This is a genomic window from Pseudomaricurvus albidus (assembly GCF_018863235.1).
Lineage (GTDB): Bacteria > Pseudomonadota > Gammaproteobacteria > Pseudomonadales > Cellvibrionaceae > Pseudomaricurvus > Pseudomaricurvus albidus.
The window spans coordinates 66,452-87,833 of the sequence record NZ_JAHKRS010000012.1; the positions used below are offsets into that span (position 1 = coordinate 66,452).

The 21,382-nt window shown below is 50.9% G+C and carries 19 protein-coding genes and 1 riboswitch; of the genes, 10 read left to right on the top strand and 9 right to left on the bottom strand.

The window, feature by feature from the left end:
- The first annotated feature begins 369 nt into the window (after positions 1-369).
- The 7 genes from KOI40_RS16575 to KOI40_RS16605 all read left to right on the top strand — a co-directional run bounded on the left by KOI40_RS16575 (position 370) and on the right by KOI40_RS16605 (position 7,685).
- The gene (locus KOI40_RS16575; RefSeq protein WP_216098663.1) at positions 370-612 is read left to right on the top strand and encodes an OadG family protein; all 243 of its coding nucleotides are present in this window, start codon (positions 370-372) and stop codon (positions 610-612) included.
- Between the two features lie 113 nt (positions 613-725).
- Positions 726-2,516 (top strand): sodium-extruding oxaloacetate decarboxylase subunit alpha, encoded by a 1,791-nt coding sequence (gene oadA / locus KOI40_RS16580; RefSeq protein WP_216098664.1) that lies wholly within the window; start codon positions 726-728, stop codon positions 2,514-2,516.
- An 18-nt stretch (positions 2,517-2,534) separates the two neighbouring features.
- A complete protein-coding gene (locus KOI40_RS16585) occupies positions 2,535-3,848 on the top strand; it encodes a sodium ion-translocating decarboxylase subunit beta (RefSeq protein ID WP_216098665.1) in 1,314 nt (437 codons plus the stop codon).
- 159 nt (positions 3,849-4,007) lie between these two features.
- Complete coding sequence (locus tag KOI40_RS16590; RefSeq protein WP_216098666.1) at positions 4,008-4,661, top strand: putative ATP-dependent zinc protease; 654 nt, start codon at positions 4,008-4,010, stop codon at positions 4,659-4,661.
- Positions 4,662-4,705: 44 nt separating this feature from the next.
- Entirely contained in the window at positions 4,706-6,223 is a 1,518-nt protein-coding gene (locus KOI40_RS16595) for a UUP1 family membrane protein (protein WP_216098667.1), read from the top strand.
- Entirely contained in the window at positions 6,223-7,182 is a 960-nt protein-coding gene (locus KOI40_RS16600) for an alpha-L-glutamate ligase-like protein (RefSeq protein WP_304504244.1), read from the top strand. Before KOI40_RS16595 ends, KOI40_RS16600 begins: the two co-directional genes overlap by 1 nt.
- A gap of 14 nt (positions 7,183-7,196) precedes the next feature.
- Positions 7,197-7,685: a GNAT family N-acetyltransferase gene (locus KOI40_RS16605; RefSeq protein WP_216098668.1), complete on the top strand. Its 489-nt coding sequence runs from the start codon at positions 7,197-7,199 to the stop codon at positions 7,683-7,685.
- A gap of 41 nt (positions 7,686-7,726) precedes the next feature.
- Here KOI40_RS16605 and KOI40_RS16610 read toward each other — a convergent pair whose 3' ends face one another.
- Positions 7,727-8,770 (bottom strand): AraC family transcriptional regulator, encoded by a 1,044-nt coding sequence (locus KOI40_RS16610; RefSeq protein WP_216098669.1) that lies wholly within the window; start codon positions 8,768-8,770, stop codon positions 7,727-7,729.
- A 218-nt stretch (positions 8,771-8,988) separates the two neighbouring features.
- Here KOI40_RS16610 and KOI40_RS16615 point away from each other — a divergent pair, with 218 nt between their 5' ends.
- The 3 genes from KOI40_RS16615 to KOI40_RS16625 all read left to right on the top strand — a co-directional run bounded on the left by KOI40_RS16615 (position 8,989) and on the right by KOI40_RS16625 (position 13,567).
- Entirely contained in the window at positions 8,989-10,140 is a 1,152-nt protein-coding gene (locus KOI40_RS16615; RefSeq protein ID WP_216098670.1) for an acyl-CoA dehydrogenase family protein, read from the top strand.
- 256 nt (positions 10,141-10,396) lie between these two features.
- Complete coding sequence (locus tag KOI40_RS16620; RefSeq protein ID WP_216098671.1) at positions 10,397-11,101, top strand: crotonase/enoyl-CoA hydratase family protein; 705 nt, start codon at positions 10,397-10,399, stop codon at positions 11,099-11,101.
- 324 nt (positions 11,102-11,425) lie between these two features.
- Complete coding sequence (locus KOI40_RS16625) at positions 11,426-13,567, top strand: molybdopterin-dependent oxidoreductase (protein ID WP_216098672.1); 2,142 nt, start codon at positions 11,426-11,428, stop codon at positions 13,565-13,567.
- Here the strand turns inward: KOI40_RS16625 and thiE are convergent.
- From thiE to KOI40_RS16665, 8 genes are all read right to left on the bottom strand, one after another.
- Positions 13,542-15,068 (bottom strand): thiamine phosphate synthase, encoded by a 1,527-nt coding sequence (thiE, locus tag KOI40_RS16630; RefSeq protein ID WP_216098673.1) that lies wholly within the window; start codon positions 15,066-15,068, stop codon positions 13,542-13,544. The two genes, KOI40_RS16625 and thiE, sit on opposite strands and share 26 nt — an antisense overlap.
- A complete protein-coding gene (locus KOI40_RS16635; protein WP_439653243.1) occupies positions 15,068-15,907 on the bottom strand; it encodes a thiazole synthase in 840 nt (279 codons plus the stop codon). The genes thiE and KOI40_RS16635 overlap by 1 nt, the downstream gene beginning before the upstream one ends.
- 8 nt (positions 15,908-15,915) lie before the next feature.
- On the bottom strand, positions 15,916-16,119 hold the full coding sequence (thiS, locus tag KOI40_RS16640) for a sulfur carrier protein ThiS (RefSeq protein ID WP_216098675.1): 204 nt from the start codon (positions 16,117-16,119) through the stop codon (positions 15,916-15,918).
- Complete coding sequence (locus KOI40_RS16645; protein WP_233710348.1) at positions 16,113-17,198, bottom strand: FAD-dependent oxidoreductase; 1,086 nt, start codon at positions 17,196-17,198, stop codon at positions 16,113-16,115. The genes thiS and KOI40_RS16645 overlap by 7 nt, the downstream gene beginning before the upstream one ends.
- A 23-nt stretch (positions 17,199-17,221) precedes the next feature.
- Positions 17,222-19,153: a phosphomethylpyrimidine synthase ThiC gene (thiC, locus tag KOI40_RS16650; RefSeq protein WP_216098677.1), complete on the bottom strand. Its 1,932-nt coding sequence runs from the start codon at positions 19,151-19,153 to the stop codon at positions 17,222-17,224.
- Between the two features lie 184 nt (positions 19,154-19,337).
- Positions 19,338-19,451, bottom strand: a riboswitch (TPP riboswitch).
- 115 nt (positions 19,452-19,566) lie between these two features.
- Positions 19,567-20,427, bottom strand: coding sequence for a phosphotransferase (locus tag KOI40_RS16655; protein WP_216098678.1), 861 nt, complete (start codon positions 20,425-20,427; stop codon positions 19,567-19,569).
- On the bottom strand, positions 20,420-21,061 hold the full coding sequence (gene pnuC, locus KOI40_RS16660; protein ID WP_216098679.1) for a nicotinamide riboside transporter PnuC: 642 nt from the start codon (positions 21,059-21,061) through the stop codon (positions 20,420-20,422). Before pnuC ends, KOI40_RS16655 begins: the two co-directional genes overlap by 8 nt.
- Positions 21,062-21,310, bottom strand: a complete 249-nt coding sequence (locus KOI40_RS16665; RefSeq protein ID WP_216098680.1) for a YkoF family thiamine/hydroxymethylpyrimidine-binding protein — start codon at positions 21,308-21,310, stop codon at positions 21,062-21,064.
- Positions 21,311-21,382 lie beyond the last annotated feature (72 nt).

Below are 21,382 nucleotides of genomic sequence, written 5' to 3' on the forward strand. Positions count from 1 at the left end.
AGCGGTTAAAGGTCAGCGGAAGTGGCGTTTAATGCACGATTAAATGCGAGGTATCTGATAAAATCGCCCCAATCGGCAGACATTTTAGCTGTCTGGCAGTGCGGAACCAAGCGGTTCCGTCTGTATTTCGGCTATCAATTCGAGCGAAATTGCCAGACTAGCAGTGCGAGATTGGTAGACCCGGCAAAGATAGCCATAATCAAGTAGTGGCAACAGCAGCCTGAATGGGCAGCTTGAAATAGTTGGCTAGTATGTAGATTGGGACTGTCTGACACGACATTAATCAATTAAATAACTACGGAAATTTGCCTGAACAGCGGCGGCACGATACATTCCCGCCCCAGCTAACAGGTGATGGACATATTGATCATGCAAGAAAGTATTATCCAGCAGGGTGTCGACCTGCTGATCTTTGGAATGGGAACCGTTTTTGTGTTCCTGACGGTTTTGGTTATCGCGACCTTGGGGATGTCGTCGTTCATACGGCGTTTTTTTCCGGATGCTGTCGCACCAGTAACTGAGCCGGCACCGACAACACCTTCCAATTCGGTTGATCCCAGACATTTGGCGATCATAAAAGCAGCCATTGAGAAGCACCGAAACAAGCAGTAGCTTCTCATCCCTGCAACAGCGGGGCAGACAAGCTGCCGGCAAAAGTGAGTTATTCAGCCACTTTGCCCTCTGACGAACACTTTTTCTGACAGATATAAATCAAGGACTTTCTCATGAGTGAGAATAACAAACCCCTAGGCATTACCGATGTTGTATTGAGGGATGCGCACCAATCTCTGTTTGCGACCCGCATGCGCCTCGACGACATGCTGCCAATTGCGCAAAAATTAGACGATATTGGTTTCTGGTCATTGGAAACCTGGGGGGGCGCTACCTTTGACGCCTGTATTCGTTACCTGGGGGAAGACCCTTGGGAGCGTATTCGCGAACTTAAAAAGGCCATGCCCAAGACTCCGATGCAAATGCTGTTTCGAGGTCAGAATATTCTGGGTTATCGCCACTATGCAGATGATGTGGTTGAAAAGTTTGTCGAGCGTTGCGCCGTTAACGGTGTCGACGTCTTCCGCGTATTTGACGCGATGAATGATATGCGCAATATCGAGACAGCGTTGAAAGCCGTTAAAAAGCAGGGTAAGCACGCTCAGGGCACGATTGCCTATACCCTCAGTCCTGTCCACGACATTGATATGTGGGTAGAGCAGGGCAAGCGCATCGAAGACATGGGTGCCGATTCTATCGCCATTAAAGACATGGCGGGGCTGTTGAAGCCTTATGTCGGTTACGAGCTGGTTTCACGCCTTAAAGCCAGCTGTGATATTCCAATCCACATGCAATGTCATGCCACCACCGGTTTGTCCACGGCTACCGCCTTAAAATGCATCGAGGCTGGGATCGACAATATTGATACCGCCATCTCTTCGATGTCCATGACGTATGGGCATAGTCCCACCGAATCCGTTGTTGCCATCTTGCAGGATACTGACCGTGATACAGGTTTGAATCTGGAAAAGCTGGAAGAAATTGCCAATTACTTCCGTGAAGTGCGCAAAAAATACGCAAAATTCGAAGGGTCTCTGAAAGGCATTGATGGTCGTATTTTGACCGCCCAGGTTCCTGGCGGCATGTTGACCAACATGGAAAACCAGCTGCGCGATCAGGGCGCTGAGGATAAATTTGGTGAGGTTCTGGCCGAAATTCCACGAGTCCGTGAAGATCTGGGCTTTATTCCTCTGGTTACACCCACCTCGCAAATTGTGGGCACTCAGGCCGTTCTTAACGTATTGACCGGCGAGCGCTTCAAATCCATTTCCAAAGAAACTCAGGGCATTCTCAAAGGGGAATACGGCGCTGCACCAGCACCGTACAACAAAGAGCTGCAAGCGCGTGTACTTGATGGAGCAGAAGCGATCACCTGTCGTCCCGCAGATCTGCTCGAGCCGGAAATGGATAAATTAACGGCTGAGTTGCAAGAGCTGGCTCAAGAGAAAAACATCAAGCTGGAAAGTGGCGAGCGAGAAATCGACGATGTACTGACCTATGCTCTGTTCCCGCAGGTTGGCCTGAAGTTTCTGGCGAATCGCAACAACCCTGACGCTTTCGAAGCGGCCCCGACGGGCAAAGAGAGCGCAGTAGTCACCAATGATGCGGGTGAAGAGGTTTACACCGTTGAAGTGGAGGGTGTTTCCTATACGGTTACCGTCTCCAGTGGTGGAGATCTGACGGGTATCGTTCCCGTGGGTGGCGCCGTGAGCGAAAGCTCGGCACCTGCTGCCGGAGCTGTTCCAACCGGTGGGGATCCGTTGCCAGCTCCTTTGGCGGGTAATATCGTCAAGGTATACGCAACTCCAGGTCAAGCTGTACAGGATGGTGACCTGCTGTTGGTTCTGGAAGCCATGAAAATGGAAACCGAGGTGCGCTCACCGAAAGCGGGTACCGTTGGAAGCGTGAATATCAAAGAGGGCGATTCTGTCGCTGTTGGCGATACTTTATTGACCATTGCTTAAGTCCGGGAGTGCAGATACATGGATAACTTACTAGGGCTTTGGCAAGAATCAGGTTTGTACCTGATGACTCCAGGGCAGATGGTCATGATCGCAGTGGGCTTACTGCTGCTGTTTTTGGCGATTAACAAAAACTTTGAACCCCTGCTGCTGGTTCCTATTGGCTTTGGTGGCATTCTGGCGAATATTCCCGGTGCCGAACTGGCCTCATCGGCTGTCGATGCGGCGCTGCATGGTGCTCACCCCGATGTCTTGGCAGCCTTTGCACACACTCTGGGGCTTGAGATTGGAAGTTCACTGGAGGCGGTAAAGGATGCCTATAACCATGCTTCGGTCAGTGTGCAGTCTCAACTGTCGCTGCAAGCGGCGGATTTTGGTTACTCAAACGGCATGCTCTATAACTTTTACAGTGTGGCCATTGCGTCCGGTATTGCTCCTCTGGTGATTTTCATGGGCGTTGGGGCGATGACTGACTTTGGTCCATTGCTGGCAAATCCCAAGACCCTGTTCCTGGGAGCTGCAGCCCAGTTTGGTATCTTCGCCACCATCATGGGGGCAGTGGGTATGAGCTATCTGGGCTGGATGGACTTCTCCATCGCTGATGCCGCTGCCATTGGTATTATCGGTGGCGCTGATGGCCCGACGGCCATTTATGTGTCTTCATTGCTGGCGCCTGAACTTTTGGGTGCTATTGCAGTCGCAGCTTACTCGTATATGGCTCTGGTACCACTGATCCAGCCCCCAATTATGAGGGCTTTGACGACAGAAGAAGAGCGCAAGATCAGCATGACTCAGTTGCGTGTTGTGTCCAAGCGGGAGAAAATTGCATTCCCGATTGTGGTGCTGATTCTGGTTGCGATGCTGTTGCCTTCTGCTGCACCGCTGCTGGGTATGTTCTGTTTCGGTAACTTGATGAAGGAATGTGGTGTTGTCGACCGCCTGAGTGACACTGCTCAGAATGCGTTGATCAATATCACCACCATCTTCCTGGGGCTATCCGTAGGGTCAAAACTGGCGGCGGACAAGTTCCTGGACCCCAAAACTCTGGGTATTCTGGCTCTCGGTATTGTGGCCTTTGGTATTGGTACGGCGATGGGGGTCCTGATGGCTAAGCTGATGAACAAATTCAGCGAGCACAAGCTCAACCCTCTGATTGGTTCTGCAGGGGTTTCGGCTGTACCGATGGCTGCCCGGGTTTCCAATAGAGTGGGGCTTGAAGCCAACCCGCAAAACTTCCTGCTGATGCATGCCATGGGCCCAAATGTGGCCGGGGTTATCGGGTCGGCGGTTGCTGCCGGGGTTATGATTTCCATGGTTCAATCTATGGGTGGATAACAAGAGGTGCACTGTGCTTAAGTACAAAGCCGAATTACTGGCTGGAACGAAGTCACAGGATTGAGAAATAAAAGCCCTGCCGGCGACGACAGGGTTTTTTCTTGTATTTCAAAGACTTATAGTGTGCCGTTGGGCACCGCTGGATGTTGAGGAGTTACAATGGCTTATAAGGTACTTGGTATTGGAATCAGTATACTGTTCCTGACCGGGTGTGAGACTTTCTTTGGCTCTCAGCAATCAACACAAGCGCCCCCTGAGACGTTGCAGTGTCCAGTTGTGGAGCCGGTTGTTTGTCCTGAACTTCCTCCCGCTCCCGAAGTAAAACCTGAACTTCCAAAGCCTGAAGTGAAACCTCCCGAGCAGGTTGTGGATTGCACAAAGCCTGTGGAGTACAACAGTAAATACCACCGTTTGGGGCAGGTCGAATATGTGGACATCATGCCCATGGGGTTTCGTCAGAAAGCGCGAATAGACACCGGCGCCGAGACGACGTCCATTGATGCCATCAATATCATTGAGTTTGAGCGGGATGGCCGTGACTGGGTACAATTTTCGGTCAAAGACCGCAATACTGACGAAAGTGTGATGATCAAAGCCCCCATTAAGCGGACCGTTTTGATTAAACAACATGGCAGTAAGGATATTCGCAGGCAAGTGGTGTTGCTGACTTTGGCCATTGGTGAACTCAAAGAGGAAGTGGAAGTGACTCTCGCAGATCGGGAAAACTTTGAGTACCCCGTACTGATCGGACGTAACTTCCTTCAAGGGCGTGCACTGGTGGATGTCAGTCGCAAGTTTTTGTCCTTAGAATAGTGTTGTCATTGAGACAGTAATGGGTTGCGTCATGGAGAAATGGCATGCTTTCATCTGCTAGACAAATTCAACTCCTGGTTGGATTGCTGTTTGTTGTAGGGTTTGGTGCAGCCGCATACAAGCATTTTGCGCTGGGCTTTCCGTTATTGGCTTCCGAAACAGAAACAGTCTGGCAGCTAGAAGGGCGTATTGTCTTTGAGGCGGGTGATGGGCCAGTGGAGGTGCGTTTAAACCTGCCCGATGATAATTCTGCCCGCAGGATTGTGTCTTCAGACTATATTGCGCCTGGCTTTCACTATGAAGAAATTGTCGAAGATGGGGTGGCTCTGGGGCGATGGACAGCACAAGAGGCAGTAGGCACGCAAATCATCTATATGCGTTCGCAAAGTTATTTTGCGGACACTGAAGAGGAAGCCGAAAAGCCATTGCGGGCTCCCATGAAGGTCAAGCTGGATCCTGCGCTGAAAGCCACTGCGGAATCTTTTCTGCAGGGATTTGATAAAACCCTTGATGAAAAAAATGCCCTGAAGTTACTCAGACGGCTCAATCGTCGCGGTGATGACCAGGTTGACCTCCTGCTGAGAAACTACTCCAGCCCACTCAAACGAACCCAATTGGCCGGTCAGTTGATGACCATGCTGGGCTATTCAGTTCAGCCGGTTCGAGGTGTTTTCCTGGATGATAAAGCCCGCAGTCAATCCATTTACAATTTTCTGGAAGTGGTGGTCGGCGATCAGAAAGTATTGATGGATGCCCGGGAAAATGTGGTCATTCCCTGGGATCGGGCGCTGTTGTTGCAAAAGGGTACCGAGCCTTTACTGGAAGTGTTTGGTGGTTCTAATTCACGTATCACATTTGCCACAACAAAAGTCCAGCGCGCTGCGTTCAGTTCTGCCATTGCAGCCGCGGGACATGCCCAAAACCCACTGATCGATTTCTCCATTTACAGCCTGCCGTTATCTGACCAGAACACATTCAAGCTGTTGCTGGTCATGCCGCTTGGGGCCTTGGTTGTTGTAATCCTGCGTAATCTTGTGGGTATTCGGACGTCCGGTACCTTTATGCCGGTTCTGATTGCCCTGACGTTTTTGCAGACCTCACTATTGGTGGGTCTGATGCTGTTTGTGATCGTTGTCGGCGTAGGTCTGATCATGCGTTCCTACCTCAGCTCTCTGAATTTATTGCTGGTGCCGAGGATTGCGTCCGTACTGGTATTTGTCATTATTCTTTATGCGGCCATTGGCGTTTTGAGTACCAAAATGGGATGGCAGGGCGGCTTGAAGGTGACCTATTTCCCGATGATCATTTTGTCCTGGACGATCGAGCGGATGTCCGTTTTGTGGGATGAAGCCGGTGGTCGCGATGTGATGGTCGAGTGTGCCGGCAGTTTGTTGACGGCATCCCTTGCATACTTGTTGATGAGTAACACCTTTGTGTCGGATACCGTATTCCTGTATCCCGAGCTGCTGCTGGTGCTGTTGGGTGTGATCATTGCCATCGGCAGTTACAGTGGTTTCCGGTTGTCGGATCTGCGCCGGTTTGCGCCTCTGGAGCGACACTGATGTCATCCTTCTTTTCGATGTTGGGAATGGCATCCCCCAAGTTTTTGCGGGCAAAAGGCATTGTTGGAATGAACCTGCGCAATGTGAATTACATTGCCCGCAATAACCCTCGCCATCTCTACCCGAATGTTGATGACAAATACAAAACCAAGTTGCTGTGTGCCAAGCATGATATTGCGGTACCGGAATTACTCGGTGTTTGTCGGGTTCAGGGACACATCAGCGAACTCAAAGAGTTTTTAAGCCAATACCGCTGCTTTGTCATTAAGCCCGCCCAGGGCAGTGGCGGCAAAGGTATTCTGGTGATCTCCGGTCGTGATGGCGAGTATTACCTCAAGCCCAATGGCAAGAGGGTGACTCATGACGAACTGTGTCGCCACGTTTCCAATATTCTCAGTGGTCTGTTCAGTCTCGGTGGCAAACCGGATGTGGCCCTGATTGAAGATCAGATCAAATTCACAGATGACTTCGAGGGCTTCTCCTACGAAGGCGTACCGGATATTCGGGTGATTGTTTACAAAGGCTTCCCGGTGATGGCGATGACTCGCCTGTCGACCAGTAACTCAGACGGCAAGGCCAACCTCCATCAGGGGGCTGTTGGGGTGGGCATTGATATCACTACTGGTGAAGCCCTGCGGGCCGTACAGTTTGATCGGCCTATTGAGCTTCATCCTGATACCGGCAAGCCCTTATCAACTCTCAAAATTCCATATTGGCAAGATGTGATGTTGTTGGCAGCCCGCGGTTACGAGGTTAGTCAAATGGGGTATCTGGGGGTGGATATAGTGCTCGATGAACAGCGCGGTCCATTGCTGCTGGAATTGAATGCTCGTCCTGGTCTTGCAATTCAGATTGCCAATGGCGAGGGACTGGTGCCGCGACTCAACTTTGTCGATAAATGTCCGCAAAACCTGTCACCCCAAGAGCGGGTTGATCGTATTTTGGAGTACTGGAATTAATTTTCCGGCAGCCCATGAACCAACGTATCGAAATCAGACAGGCAAACTTTTGCGAAGCTGCCGATCGGCAGGCCTTACAGCGATTGATGCAGGAGTACGCTTCAGATCCAATGGGGGGGGGGCATCCACTGCCTGAGTCTGTAATCGAAGCCCTCCCTGACAAGCTTCTGCATTACCCCGGTGCGTTTTCTGTGATTGCCTGGAGCGATGATCGTCCAGTGGGCCTGATCAACTGCTTTGAAACCCTGTCCACGTTTAAAGCCAAACCCTTGGTGAATATCCACGATGTCGTGGTTAGTGCTGACTACCGAGGCCTGGGTATTGCATATCAAATGTTGGAGTGTGTGGAGAGAATTGCCAAAGAGCGTGATTGCTGCAAGCTCACTTTGGAAGTGCTGCAGGGCAACGAGCGGGCCCGACAGGTCTACCTGGCGTTTGGGTTTGCAGGTTACGAGCTTGATAAGTTCTATGGGCAGGCGAGCTTTTGGGAAAAGTCTCTGTAGTGTGTCTCGTGATCGGCAGACTTTGAACCGGGTCCTTTCAGTTAATCTTTGTTGTTCATTCCCTTTTGAATTAGCCCTTTCTGGTATTGTCCCGGAGAGAGCCCGGTCCAGCTTCTGAATGCGCGGATAAAAGAGGGTGTCTCGGTATAGCCCACTTTCTGGCCCGCCTCACCAATAGAAATACCTTCCTGACTTAACCAGTAAATGGATTGATCCCTGCGCAGATCGTCTTTGAGTTGCTGAAACTTACTGCCTTCGGCGGTCAATTTGCGACGCAGTGTGCGGGAGGTCATATGCAGTTGAGTGGCAATGTCTTCCAGTGTGGTTTTGTGGACATCCTCTGCCTGTTCCAGCAGTTGCATGACTCTTTCGGTTTGATAATCAGTGAATCGTTGTTTACGGAACCATTGTAATGGCACCTGTGCGAGGTAGCGCTTAAGTTGTTCCATGTTACGGTGTATGGGCAGATCGAGAACCCCCTTGGGCCAGATAAGAGTGTTGTGTGATTGATCAAAGTCACGGGGAGCGGGGAACAACAGTCGGTACTCTTCGACGTGCTGGGGGGCAGGGTAGCTCAGCTGGATTCGCGTTAATGGAATCAATTGGCCGATCAACCATGAAGGAAATCGGTGCCAAATCAGCAGCAGTAACTCAATCAGGACGTGATGTTCATCGAGTTCAGGCTGAGTCAGGGTAATCGTCACCCGCACCTCGCTGTCTGTTTCTTCCACGTCAAATTGCAGGCTGCGGCTAATCAACCCATAAAAGCGCTGGGTTTCGCGCATGGCTTCCCGCAGGGTTTTTGTGTGGATCAAGTGTTCACACAGCAGTGCAAATACCCCAAAGCGGCAGGGTTCTGCCGTCAATCCGAGCAGTTCATCATCGGTATCCCGCATGATTTTCACCAGCAAGCGTGCCAGCTGCCGGGGCGCAAGTCTTGCGCCTTCCTGCTGCAGCAACGCTGGTGACAGGGCGGCAAAATCCAGCAGCTCTTTTTCATTCAGACCCTGCCGCAGGCCGTTTTTCAGGTGCGCCCGGGCAAAGTAGCTGGATACAGTGTGTCGGGTATCATAGGTATCCTGCATGAGATTTTTGTCCGTTTCTGATAATGATTGGCTGTATTTGAAGGGATTTTAGCATGTTGTTGGGTGTTTTTAAGACTGACTTGTCCGAATATGTTAGTTAAATGGCAGTATTGAACATTGCTGGACGTCGGGTGTGAGCTCACAATGCTGGCCACTATTTTGAGATATTTCATGACGTTCAATCACCATGACTACGTCAAATGACATCGAGGCCCAACATGACCGATCAAGCTGTGAGTAACGAAGAATTAGAACTGTTCCGTGATATGGTTCTGCGTTTTTTCGAGCAGGAAGTCCACCCTTATTACGAGCAGTGGGAAAAGGACTGCATCACTCCTCGTGAACTGTGGAATACCATGGGGCAGGCTGGTCTGTTGTGTGTGGATATGCCGGAAGAATATGGCGCGGCTGGCTCCGCATTTGAAATTACTCAGATGATTCAGTGGGAAATGTCCCGTCTGGGTTACGGTGGTCTGGGAAGTAACTACAACATTCACGCCAATATTGTAGCCCCTTATATTTTCAATCTGGGCACCGAAGCCCAAAAGAACGAGTGGCTGCCCAAGCTGGTCACCGGTGAGGCCGTAGGTGCTATCGCCATGACTGAACCGGGTGCAGGCAGTGACCTGGCCGGCATGCGCACGACCGCAACTCGTGATGGTGATGATTACATCATCAACGGTTCCAAGGTGTTCATCACCAACGGTATCCACGCAGATCTGGTCATTGTCTGTGCCAAAACCGATCCAAATGCCGGTTCCAAAGGGGTCTCACTGTTCTTGGTGGATGCGTCTTTGCCTGGATTCTCCAAAGGCCAGAAGATCGAAAAAATTGGTCAACACTCCAGTGATACTGCGGAATTGTTCTTTGACAATGTCCGTGTACCGGCGACAGCGTTGTTGGGTGGAGAAAACAAAGGCTTTATTCACCTGATGGAAGAGCTGCCTCGTGAGCGTCTGGGTTGTGCCACTCAGGCAGTTGCTCAGGCTCAGGGTGCCTTTGATCTGGCGGTAGAGTACGTACAGGAGCGTCAGGCCTTCGGTCAGCCTATTGCCCGTTTCCAAAATACTCGTTTCAAGTTGGCTGATGTGAAAGCGGATATCGCCCTGAGCAAGGCTCTGCTGGATCAGAATATGGCCAAATTCAAGGCCGGCACCATGACCGTTGACGATGCAGCCATCCTGAAGTTGACCACCACTGAAATGCAGTTGCGCGCTGTGAATGAGTGTCTACAATTGTTTGGTGGCTATGGTTACACCACGGAATACCCAATTTCACGTTTCTATGTCGATGCCCGTATCCAGACGATATACGCGGGAACCTCAGAAATTATGAAAGAAGTGATTTCTCGTGGTATCCTAGGTCGTTGATTTACAGAACACAGGATTCCAGACATCTTCAACGTTAATAGAGTTGACTGGAATCAACCGAAGATAGGCTGCTAAGGGCGCAAGCTCGGAGAGATTAGCAAGTCCTATGCGCCCGCCTTGTGCGGGCTTTTTTTTGTCTGCTATTTTTGAATCGTGCTTGTATGTCAGCAATTTGGCTGATTTGGACAATGTTCCAAAAGAGTGGCTGGTCAATAATGACCCCCGGAAACAGAATTACCGACAAAGAGAGAGTCTTATGACTGACTTAGTGAAATACGAAATAGATGGCAATATCGCTACCATTACCTTCCAGAATGGCAAGGTTAACGCCATGTCTCCGGATCATATGCAGGCAATCAATGACGCCCTGGATAAAGCCGAAGAGGCGGGAGCCGTGGTTATGTTAGTGGGGCAGCCAGGCATCTTTTCAGCTGGATTTGACCTTAAGGTCTTCCAGAAAGACCCGAAAGCGGGTGTTGAGATGGTTACCATGGGGTCTAGGCTTTGTCATCGTCTTCAGTCATTCCCGACACCGGTAGTAGGTGTGTGTACTGGTCATGCGATTGCACAAGGCTGCTTTACGCTGCTGTCCTGTGATTACCGTATTGGTGTGGAAGGCCCATTCCAACTGGGTTTGAACGAGGTGCAAATTGGAATGACCATGCACCACGCGGGTATTGAAATGGCCAGATTCCGTTTGACGCCATCGTTCTTTCAGCGCTCTGTAATCAATGCTGAGATGTACGATCCGGCGACTGCCGTGGCGGCTGGCTTTCTGGATAAAATCGTCCCGGCGGACGAGTTGATGGCCGCAGCCAAGGCTGAAGCGACCCGTTTGGCCGGTCTGAACATGCCGGCTCATAAAGGGACCAAGCTGAAGACACGCGCGGAGCAGCTGGAGGCACTGGATAACGCGATTGCTACCGATTACAAAAAACAGATGGCAGCACTGGGCGGCTAACTCTCAGAGCTGACTTTTCTGCATAAAAGGCTGCCGGTTTGGCGGCCTTTTTTATAGCCATTGGCTGGTTATTTATTGGAGTCATGTTTTAAATGACTCGGCTGATGTGGCCGTAAATTAATCATTTCGGTTAAATCGCCTGATAATGTCTGAATTACCCATTTATTGTCGTTATATCACCGCATTAACGAAATAAACTTACCTGCACTCATTCCCTGTGCTTAGATATCTCTATTACAAGTAAGGTATATCCCTGCAACGAAAATATACCCATACAAGAACAAAAATAGTCATCCAACATTGCCTGTTAAAGCGGAGAGAAGCATGACTGATTCAACCAGTTTGCCTGAAGTTATCACCCACCATCGAGCCTGTCATTTGTGTGAAGCGATCTGCGGTCTTGAAATCAAGACTCAGGGAGATCAAATACTCTCCATCAAGGGAGATAAAGAAGACCCTTTCAGTCGTGGTCATATCTGTCCTAAAGCCACAGCCTTACAGGATTTACACTTTGACCCGGATCGACTGAAGCATCCGGTCAAGCGAGTGGGTGGAGGGTGGCAGCAGATCAGCTGGGAAGAGGCCTTTGATGCTGTGGCGGAAAATCTCGTGCGGGTTCAGCAGGTGAGCGGTAATAATAGCGTTGCCATCTATTCCGGTAACCCTAATGTTCACAATTACGGCAGTATGACCCACGGCGGTATTCTGCGAAAAGCCCTGCAAACCCAGAGCAACTATTCTGCGACGTCACTCGATCAGTTACCCCATCAACTGATCTCCTACGCCATGTATGGCCATCAGGCGTTGATTCCGATTCCGGATATTGATCGCACTCAGTACATGCTGATTATTGGAGGCAACCCGCTGGCCTCCAATGGCAGCATCATGACCGTGCCCGATGTCACTAAGCGTTTGAAAGCGATTCAGCGTCGAGGCGGAAAATTTGTCGTAGTCGACCCTCGTCGCACAGAGACAGCCGCCATTGCCGATGAGCATCATTTTATCCGTCCCGGCAGCGATGCTTTTTTGCTGATGGCGATCATCAATACGTTGTTTGAGGAGAATTTGGTGACAACGGGTCACCTGACTCCGGTATTGGACGGGCTGGAGGCGGTCAGGCAGTCAGCTGAGGGATTTACCGCCGAAATGGCATCCGAGCAAACCGGCATTGCAGCGAATTCCATACGGCAGATGGCAAGGGACATGGCTGCTGCGGATGGTGCGGTATGTTATGGCCGTATGGGTGTTTCCGTGCAATCGTTCGGTTCATTGTGTCAATGGGCCATTCAGATCATCAATATTCTGACCGGTTCACTGGATGTGCCTGGCGGCGCACTGGTGACGTCTCCTGCGTTTGGCTATATCAAGCCGGGAGAATCCGGAGCAGGCAGCTTTGGCCGTCGACACACCCGTGTGAGAGGTTTGCCGGAATTCAGTGGTGAATTCCCCAGTTCAGTGCTGGCGGAAGAAATTTTAACTCCGGGTGAGGGACAGGTCCGGGCATTGATCACGCGGGCCGGTAATCCTGTGTTATCTGCCCCTAATGGTAATGAGATAGACAGGGCTCTGGAAAGTCTCGACTTCATGGTTGCAGTGGATTTCTATATCAATGAAACCACCCGCCATGCCGATATCATTTTGCCACCAACAGGCCCGCTGGAGCATGATCACTACGATATCGCGTTTCATCGTCTGGCCGTTCGTAACACAACTCGCTATAACGAACCCGTGTTCGAACCCGAAGCGGACACGCGACACGACTGGGAAATTTACAACGAGCTCTCGGCGCGTATATCAGCCTTGAAAAACCTGGACTTCAAGCCTTTGCCTTCTCCTGACCTGATGCTTGATAGGGCTTTACAGCATGGGCACTATGGTAAGGCCGCCGGAGCCGAGCAGGCGTTGTCGCTGGATGTGTTGAAGCAATATCCACATGGTCTGGATTTGGGGCCGTTGCAGTCAGGTTTGGCTGAGCGATTGTGCACTGAGGACGGTCGAATACATATGGATGTGGATTACTTGCTGGCAGATGTTCAGCGCCTGCGTGAAACCCGTGTCGACACCGATACAGACGAACTGTTATTAATTGGCCGACGTCACGTTCGCAGTAACAATTCCTGGATGCATAATTTTCAGCGGCTGGTCAAAGGCAAGCCTCGTTGGCAGTTGTTGATGCACCCTGAAGATTTGAAAAAGCATCAGTTGGTTGATAACAGTCTGGTGACCATTCAATCCAGAGTGGGTGAAGTCACCACGACGGTTTCAGCCAGTGATGAGGTGATGCCCGGCGTGGTCAGTTTGCCCCATGGTTGGGGGCATAAGCGTAAAGGGGTGCACATGAGCATTGCCGCAGAACAACAAGGCGTTAGCTGTAATGACCTCACGGATGATGGTCGCTTTGACCCCGTGAGTGGCAATGCGGTTTTGAATGGCGTGCCGGTCAAGGTGTTTGCGGCAGCTCCGTAATCGGGGAACGAGCTAACTCCGATGTGAATTCCGCCTGCAATTGCTCGACGCTTTGCCGGTAATGCTGATCGGTTCTGATAGCGCTTACCACGGCTACGGAACCGACTCCGCATTGCACCACACTTTTCAGATTCTGCCGGGTGATGCCTCCAATAGCGACCAGCGGAAAGTGGGGGCCCAGCACTCGACTCCAGGCTTTGAGGTTATCCAGCCCGATGGTGTGTACGGTTTTGGTTTTGGTAGGAAACACCGATCCCATGGCAATGTAGCTGGGTTTGAAATTGGCCGCTCTCAGCCATTCGTACTCACCGTGAGAGCTTAACCCCAACCGCAGACCACTTTGTTGTATTTCCTGCAGTTGTGCCTCATCCATGTCTTCCTGCCCCAGGTGAACACCATAAGCCTGATGTTTGATAGCCAGTTGCCAGTAATCATTGATAAACAGTCGAGCGTCATATTGTTTGCCCAGTTCAACGGCTCGTTTGATGATTAAGTCCAGATGGTTGTAATCAATATCTTTTACACGCAGTTGTATTGTTTTGATGCCCAGTGCTAATAATCGCTCCAGCCACTCCAGAGAATCGACGATGGGATAAATACCCAGTGCCTGAGTATCGCAACTGGCAAATGCCGGTTGGTCAAAGCCATCTATTGATGCGGCAATGGCAGGGTAGTAAGAAAAATCTGAGGGCCAGCCTTTATTGCCCAATAAGCCGTTGCCCTGACCAATGGCAAAGCCGGAGTGAATCCCCTGATGAACATAAGCATTGGCCAGTACGACGGCATCCATCATGGGTTTTCCCTGTGCGACAAAGCTGGCAATGGCAGATGCCAGAGCGCAACCCGTTCCGCGGGTATTGACTGATTCCAGTCTGGTTTGTCGCAACCAGAATTGGTGTTCGCCATCGTCAAAGTAATCGTAGACATACCGGTTATCTGGACTTTGGCCTCTATGACCGCCTTTGAGCAAAACCGCCTTTGCGCCCATGTTACGCAGTTGTATTGTTGCCGCGATTACGTCCTCGTCGGTGTTAAGTACTGTGCCCAGCAGCTTCTCCGCTTCGGGAATATTGGGGGTAAGCAGGGATGTCGAAGCCAACAGGGCGGGGTAGGCGTTTAACAATTCGGCAGAATTAAACTCTGTGCCAGTGGTCGATGCCAGAACCGGATCCACAATTACGTCGCCGGAAAACGAATCTGCAAACGCTGCAGTTTGCTCGACCTGATCGGCGGACAGCAGCAGTCCGACCTTAACAGTCTCAATTGAAATGTCATCGGTTAGGGCTGACATTTGAGCGGCAAAACTTTGCGCAGACGTTATCTCAACCTGTGATATCGTCCGGGAGTTTTGCGCCGTCAGACCACTGATGACGCTAACGCCATGAGTCCCTAAATCCTGCACAACCCGCAAGTCGCACTGATGCCCGGCATGGCCACTGCTGTCTGAGGCAGAGATACAACAGACCACGGGCTTCTTTAGACAGTGAGAGGGTGTGTTCATTACGTTTGATGCCAAAAGGGCTGACCCAGTGTTGGGGTTGATGGACTGGCGGTTTGGCTTTTGTGGATCAAACCAGAAAGATAGGCTTCACGTCCGGCTTCAATGGCTTTTGCAAACGCGTGAGCCATGCCGATCGGATCATTGGCCTTTGCCACTGCGGTGTTTAATAAAATACCATCGTAGCCCATTTCCATGGCCTCGGCAGCTTGAGACGGAGCTCCAAGGCCTGCATCTACAATAAGTGGAATATCCGGCAGACGTTCCCGCAGTGTTCTCAGGTTGTATCGATTCATCAGTCCTTGGCCTGTGCCGATGGGCGCTCCCCAGGGCATCAGTACTTCGCAGCCAACGTCCAGTAGTTTTTGTCCGAGAACCAGATCGTCTGTGGTGTAGGGCAGAACTTTAAAGCCTCGTTTCACCAGTTCGGCTGCCGCCTCCACAAGACCGAAAGGGCAGGGTTGCAGATTATAGTCGTCACCCACGACCTCCAGTTTGAGCCAGTCGGTGTTGAATATTTCGCGACTCATTTCCGCCAGATTGATGGCTTCCCTGGGGGTTTTACAGCCAGCGGTATTGGGCAGCAAGCGACACCCGGAATCCCGAATGTACTGCCAGAAGGTGTCCCCATCCTGTTGGCTGCTGTCCTGAGAGACAGAGCTCGGGGTGTTGGGGTTTTGTCGACGCAGCGACAGTGTCACCATGCTGGTGTTAGCGGCAGCGATGCTGTCGCGCATGGATTGTGGTGACGGATACAGTGCTGTCCCCAGAATAAAACGGCTGCTCAGGGTTTCACCGTAGAGAACGAATGGTGTATCGGTCGATGTTGCATGTGATTGCACTGACATTCTCAGCCTCCTCCGACGGGTTTGACGATATCGATGGTGTCACCATCGTGCAGCGTCACAGTAGTGTATTGGCTGCGGGGTACAAACTCGCCATTAATGGCGGCAGCAGCCATGGCATTACACAGCCCCCAGTGCTCCATGGCCTGACTCAGGCTCATGGGTTCAGGAAGCGTGTGGGGTTCATTGTTCAAACTCAGAGTTAACATAAGGCAGGCTCTTTGATCATGATCTGCTCGCTGTAGGGGGCAGATGCATTGTCGAGTACTTCATTGACGATTGTTTCAACCACCGTCGGTGCCAACAGGTAGCCGTGACGATACAGGCCATTTGCCCGAAGCAAGCCTTTGCATCTTTCGATACGGGGCAAGTTGTCCATCAATGACGGACGTAAATTAACATCCGTAGCGGTAATGCGTGCTTCGGCAAACGCCGGATTGAGCGCATAGAGTGCGCTGGACAGTTCCAGATTTGAGCGCAGGCTAATGGGTGAGAGGTCTTCGGATTCAATTTCAGTCGCGCCAATAATAAACTGGTGGTTGGGTTTGGGAACCACATAGAGTTTGTAGCGTGGGTGCATAAAGCGAACCGGGCGCTGCAATTGCACTTCACGGGTTTGCACCCAAAGCACTTCTCCTCGCACGCCACGCACATCGTGGATGTCAGGTTTGGCACCGACACCGCGACAGTCAATCACCTCGTCGAATGTAAAGCGTTGGTCTTCTGTTTGAACCTTGTGTGAACTCACTTCAACAGCGGGCGTGTATTCAAAGGTATGCCCGCCGAGAGCGTGAATATCGGACAGTAACTGATCCAGCAGCGCATGGTTGTCGAGACAGGCTTCGGTGTGAAGATAGAGGGCGCGGTGAAAATGGCTGAGATCACGTTCAATCTCGGCTATTTGCTTTTGATCCAGCCATTGATAACTGGCATCACCGGCGTCGCCGATGTGGTGACGCAGCTTGGCAGCAAATTGCGTGAGTTGCGAGGCGTCCTGAGTGTGTGCCACGACCAGAGAACCCTGTTCCGAATAGGTGATCGGCTGACCCAGCTGCTGATTCCAGGCTGGCCAGAGTTTTAACCCGGCCATTCCCATATCATAGATAAGACGTTCACTGTCGACCACTTCAGACAGGGGTGAAATCATGGCTGCGGCGGTGCGAGCCGCGCCAGGACAAACCTGCAGCGAACCTGCTTCAAACAGGGTGACATCGCAGCCTGCACGCAACAAGCGCCAGCTGCTGAGGCGACCCAAAAGGCCGCCGCCCACAATTCCGATCTTCTTCATAGGCATTCAGTCTCTGCGGTACGTCAGACTTCTTTGTAGAGCTCGCTGCCTTGCTCTTTAAACTGACGAGACATGGCCGCCATGCCTTCTTCGGCTTCCTCTGCAGCGTTAGCCGCCTGACCTTCCGAATCCAGTTTTGCAGAGTAATCGCGAACTTCCTGAGTGATCTTCATGGAGCAAAACTTTGGACCACACATGGAGCAGAAGTGAGCAACCTTGGCGGAATCCTTCGGCAAGGTTTCGTCATGGAATGCGCGGGCCGTGTCCGGATCCAGGCTCAGGTTAAACTGATCTTCCCAGCGGAACTCAAAACGGGCTTTCGACAGGGCGTTATCGCGAATCTGGGCGCCGGGCATGCCTTTCGCCAGGTCACCCGCATGGGCGGCAATTTTGTAGGTGATAATCCCTTGCTTCACATCTTCGCGATTGGGAAGACCCAGATGCTCTTTGGGGGTGACATAGCAGAGCATGGCACAGCCGAACCAGCCAATCATGGCGGCACCAATCCCGGAAGAAAAGTGGTCATAGCCCGGGCTGATATCAGTAATCAGTGGTCCCAAGGTGTAGAACGGAGCTTCGTGACAGTGCTTCAACTGCTCGTCCATGTTCTCTTTCACCATGTGCATGGGGACGTGACCGGGGCCTTCGATCATGACCTGTACATCGTGCTTCCAGGCAATCTTGGTGAGTTCACCCAGCGTGTGCAGTTCAGAGAACTGGGCTTCGTCATTGGCATCCTGAACACAGCCAGGACGCAGGCCATCGCCCAAAGAGAAAGAAACATCGTACGCTTTCATGATTTCGCAGATGTCTTCAAAGTGAGTGTACAGGAAGTTTTCTTTGTGATGCGCCAGACACCATTTTGCCATGATGGAGCCGCCACGAGAGACAATGCCGGTCAAACGCTTGGCGGTCATCGGTACATAGCGCAGCAGAACGCCCGCGTGAATGGTGAAATAATCCACCCCTTGCTCGGCCTGTTCAATCAATGTGTCGCGGAAAATTTCCCAGGTCAGGTCTTCTGCCACACCGTCTACTTTTTCCAGCGCCTGATAGATCGGTACGGTACCAATGGGTACAGACGCGTTACGCAGAATCCACTCGCGGGTTTCATGAATGTGTTTGCCGGTCGACAAGTCCATCACGGTATCGGCACCCCAGCGGGTGCCCCACACCAGTTTTTCCACTTCTTCTTCAATGGACGAGGTGACAGCAGAGTTACCGATATTGCCGTTAATCTTGATGTGGAAATTGCGCCCAATAATCATGGGTTCCAACTCAGGGTGGTTGATGTTGGCTGGAATAATGGCGCGGCCTTCAGCCACTTCTTTGCGAACGAATTCCGGCGTGATTTCCTGAGTCACATTAGCGCCCCAGGTCTGACCGGGATGCTGATGCTTGATGACCTCGTCTTGATTAATCTGAGCGCGGGCAATGTTTTCCCGGATGGCAATGTATTCCATTTCCGGAGTAATGATGCCTTGGCGGGCGTAGTGCATTTGACTCACATTTTTTCCGGCTTTGGCAATGCGTGGTTCGTGAGTACCGTCGAAGCGCAGATTTTCCAGAGCGATATTTTGTTCGCGAATTTGAGTGTATTTGGAACTTGGGTTTTTCAGAACTTCGGTGTCGTCGCGCTCCAGAATCCAGTTCTGGCGCATTTTTGGAAGCCCTTTACGCACGTCAACGTCGATATTGGGATCGGTATAGGGGCCGGAGGTGTCGTAAATGCGGATCGAAGGGTTTACTTCCAGAGAACCGTCAGACAGGTGAGTAGGGTCCAACTCAATTTCGCGCATGGGAACCTGAATATCAGGGCGCGAACCTTCGATATAAATTTTTTTGGAGGCCGGGAAGGGAGCAGTTGTAAGCTCTTGAACCTTTGCAGTTTCACTTAATTTTGAGCCCAGAGGCTTGGTCTGAGCTTGGTTGTTATCGGTTGTGGCGCTAGTCATGGCTGTGATTTCCCTGAGTGGATTCAATGATCGTCGGGGGCTGCCTGATATTGATGCCTGGAGAAACCAGGTTGTGCTGAAGGCGGGTCTGTCGCTGTAAGAACAGCTCGGGTACAGACTTTAGAAACTAACGGGTGTTTCTATAACTAAGTGGTGTTTCTATGAATATCACACACTTAACATGCCTAGCGGACGACTTGATTCCTACGCAGGTGCTAACCTGATCAGGTACAGCGGGTTTCTTTTGATCTCAGCCTGGAATGTTGATTAAAACACTCTGGCACCCCGACAAGTGACGAGCAGATTAACGGGGATTGAATATGGGTGCAAGGGGGAGTTCTTGAATTGTCATGTTTTGGTTAAAAAGTTCTCAGAAAGACAAGTCTTGATGCCCGATGCTAATCATAAGCTTTCTACGACTTGCCTTGTTGTTCTAAGAGGGTTTGCAGCTTGCTCTCACAAAGACCGGTAAGTTCGGATTCTTTAAGTGTCAGCCAAAGCCATTCGGTAAAACGAACCACAACACGAAAATCCTGCAAAGCGGTTAGGTGTTGCTCAGTGTTTATGCCTTGCCAGTAGCAACTGGAGAGCTGTCTTGTCTGAAGGTCGGAAAGTGCATAGAACTCAACGATCGTGGCCAACTCAAAGTAGGGCGAGTTGTTGCAGGCGTATTCCCAGTCCAGAAATACAAAACGATCTTCCTGCTGCAGGATGTTGTCCGGATTCAAATCGTTATGGCAGAGGCATTGCTCGGGATATTGTTGCAGGGTTTGCTGGAGGTGAGCCCGACATTGTTCAAACAGCTCAGTGGTGTGTTTTTTCACAGTGAACAGTTTGTGAATATTTTGCCAGTATTGGTCGCAGTGTAAAAGCAAGTCAAATCTGGCGACTTTTGAGTGTGTTCGATGTAACTGATGAAGTGACTGACAAAGGACTTCCAGCTTCTCCAGTGGTTGCCAGGTTGCGCCGTGTATAAATCGCGTGACCAGTGTCCTATGATCACTCCAGACAATCTCTGGTGCCAGTGAACCGGCAGATTCCATCAGCGCGATTTCCTGGTTTTTGCTCATGGCCAGAGCACGGCTCTCGGGGCTTTCGACACGCAGGGCAAAGTGATCGGCATTACTGCTAACGAGGTAGGTGCTGTGACTGAGGCCGTTATTCAAGGCGTTTATCAGGCGTGGCTTTTCAACGAGTGATGCAGACCATTGAGGCCATGATGCCAGCGCTTGTTGCAAGCTTTCCCTTGCCTTGTCAGTGGCGTGATCAGCCATTGCTAACAGCCAGATCCGGATCTTGAAGATGCTGGCTTGCACGCAATTGTTTTTGCCAATTGAAAAAGCCAAAGGTGCAAATGACCAGATAGGCAACAAATAATAACGCTGTCAGATACAGGCCGCGATCCCAATATAAAAAGATGGATATGCCGTCAATCACCAGCCAGTAAAGCCAGTTCTCAAGTACTTTCCGGGTGACCATGTAAGTGGTGAGAATGCTGCCCCAGGTGGTAAAGGAGTCAACGTAAGGCCAGGCTGCGTTGGTATTTTGTTCAAGCAGATAACCACTGCATGCTGCGGCTAATAGTGTTCCTGCCAAAGCCATCCCATGTTTGCCGGGGCTCCATGTGTGGATCTGAACTCCTTCATGGTCTTTTGTTCCATATTTCCAGGCATACCACCCATAAACCGCCATGCCGAGGTAATAGATTTGCAAGCCGGATTCCATCAGCAGGCTCGCATCCCAAAACAATACAGTGAAGATCAGTGTACTGACAAAGGCGGCATACCAGCACCACAGGCTTTCTTTCATGGCCAGCAACAAGTAGGCAACCGCAAGGATTACCGCAATCATTTCCCAGCCAGACATGGCTTGCCATGCGGCAATGATGGAATCTTGCAGATCCTGCATTTACAGTGCCTCGTAAGCAGGCAGAAACTTGGTGACAAACACACCCATTCCATGTTTTTCACGATGGGCTTTCATTTCGACTTTTAAAATATCCATAACCCGATCGAAATCTCCCATTACCACGGTTGAGGTGGGGAAGGTTTGAACCTGAATGTCAGTATGCTGATTCAATTGATCAATAAAGTCCTTAATGGGTGGGATAAAGTCTTCCTGATTGGGGTAAAGACTGATGTCGACACTGACTTTCATGTTGATCCTTATTCTCGGGCTGCTGAAATAACGATAGCTGATTTCAATTATACGTCATTGCGAGTGCAGCGC

Coding starts and splice junctions, on each gene's coding strand:
- KOI40_RS16575 (WP_216098663.1), top strand. CDS start 370: ATGCAAGAAAGTATTATCCAGCAGGGTGTCGACCTGCTGATCTTTGGA.
- oadA (WP_216098664.1), top strand. CDS start 726: ATGAGTGAGAATAACAAACCCCTAGGCATTACCGATGTTGTATTGAGG.
- KOI40_RS16585 (WP_216098665.1), top strand. CDS start 2,535: ATGGATAACTTACTAGGGCTTTGGCAAGAATCAGGTTTGTACCTGATG.
- KOI40_RS16590 (WP_216098666.1), top strand. CDS start 4,008: ATGGCTTATAAGGTACTTGGTATTGGAATCAGTATACTGTTCCTGACC.
- KOI40_RS16595 (WP_216098667.1), top strand. CDS start 4,706: ATGCTTTCATCTGCTAGACAAATTCAACTCCTGGTTGGATTGCTGTTT.
- KOI40_RS16600 (WP_304504244.1), top strand. CDS start 6,223: ATGTCATCCTTCTTTTCGATGTTGGGAATGGCATCCCCCAAGTTTTTG.
- KOI40_RS16605 (WP_216098668.1), top strand. CDS start 7,197: ATGAACCAACGTATCGAAATCAGACAGGCAAACTTTTGCGAAGCTGCC.
- KOI40_RS16610 (WP_216098669.1), bottom strand. CDS start 8,770: ATGCAGGATACCTATGATACCCGACACACTGTATCCAGCTACTTTGCC.
- KOI40_RS16615 (WP_216098670.1), top strand. CDS start 8,989: ATGACCGATCAAGCTGTGAGTAACGAAGAATTAGAACTGTTCCGTGAT.
- KOI40_RS16620 (WP_216098671.1), top strand. CDS start 10,397: ATGACTGACTTAGTGAAATACGAAATAGATGGCAATATCGCTACCATT.
- KOI40_RS16625 (WP_216098672.1), top strand. CDS start 11,426: ATGACTGATTCAACCAGTTTGCCTGAAGTTATCACCCACCATCGAGCC.
- thiE (WP_216098673.1), bottom strand. CDS start 15,068: ATGAACACACCCTCTCACTGTCTAAAGAAGCCCGTGGTCTGTTGTATC.
- thiS (WP_216098675.1), bottom strand. CDS start 16,119: ATGTTAACTCTGAGTTTGAACAATGAACCCCACACGCTTCCTGAACCC.
- KOI40_RS16645 (WP_233710348.1), bottom strand. CDS start 17,198: ATGAAGAAGATCGGAATTGTGGGCGGCGGCCTTTTGGGTCGCCTCAGC.
- thiC (WP_216098677.1), bottom strand. CDS start 19,153: ATGACTAGCGCCACAACCGATAACAACCAAGCTCAGACCAAGCCTCTG.
- KOI40_RS16655 (WP_216098678.1), bottom strand. CDS start 20,427: ATGGCTGATCACGCCACTGACAAGGCAAGGGAAAGCTTGCAACAAGCG.
- pnuC (WP_216098679.1), bottom strand. CDS start 21,061: ATGCAGGATCTGCAAGATTCCATCATTGCCGCATGGCAAGCCATGTCT.
- KOI40_RS16665 (WP_216098680.1), bottom strand. CDS start 21,310: ATGAAAGTCAGTGTCGACATCAGTCTTTACCCCAATCAGGAAGACTTT.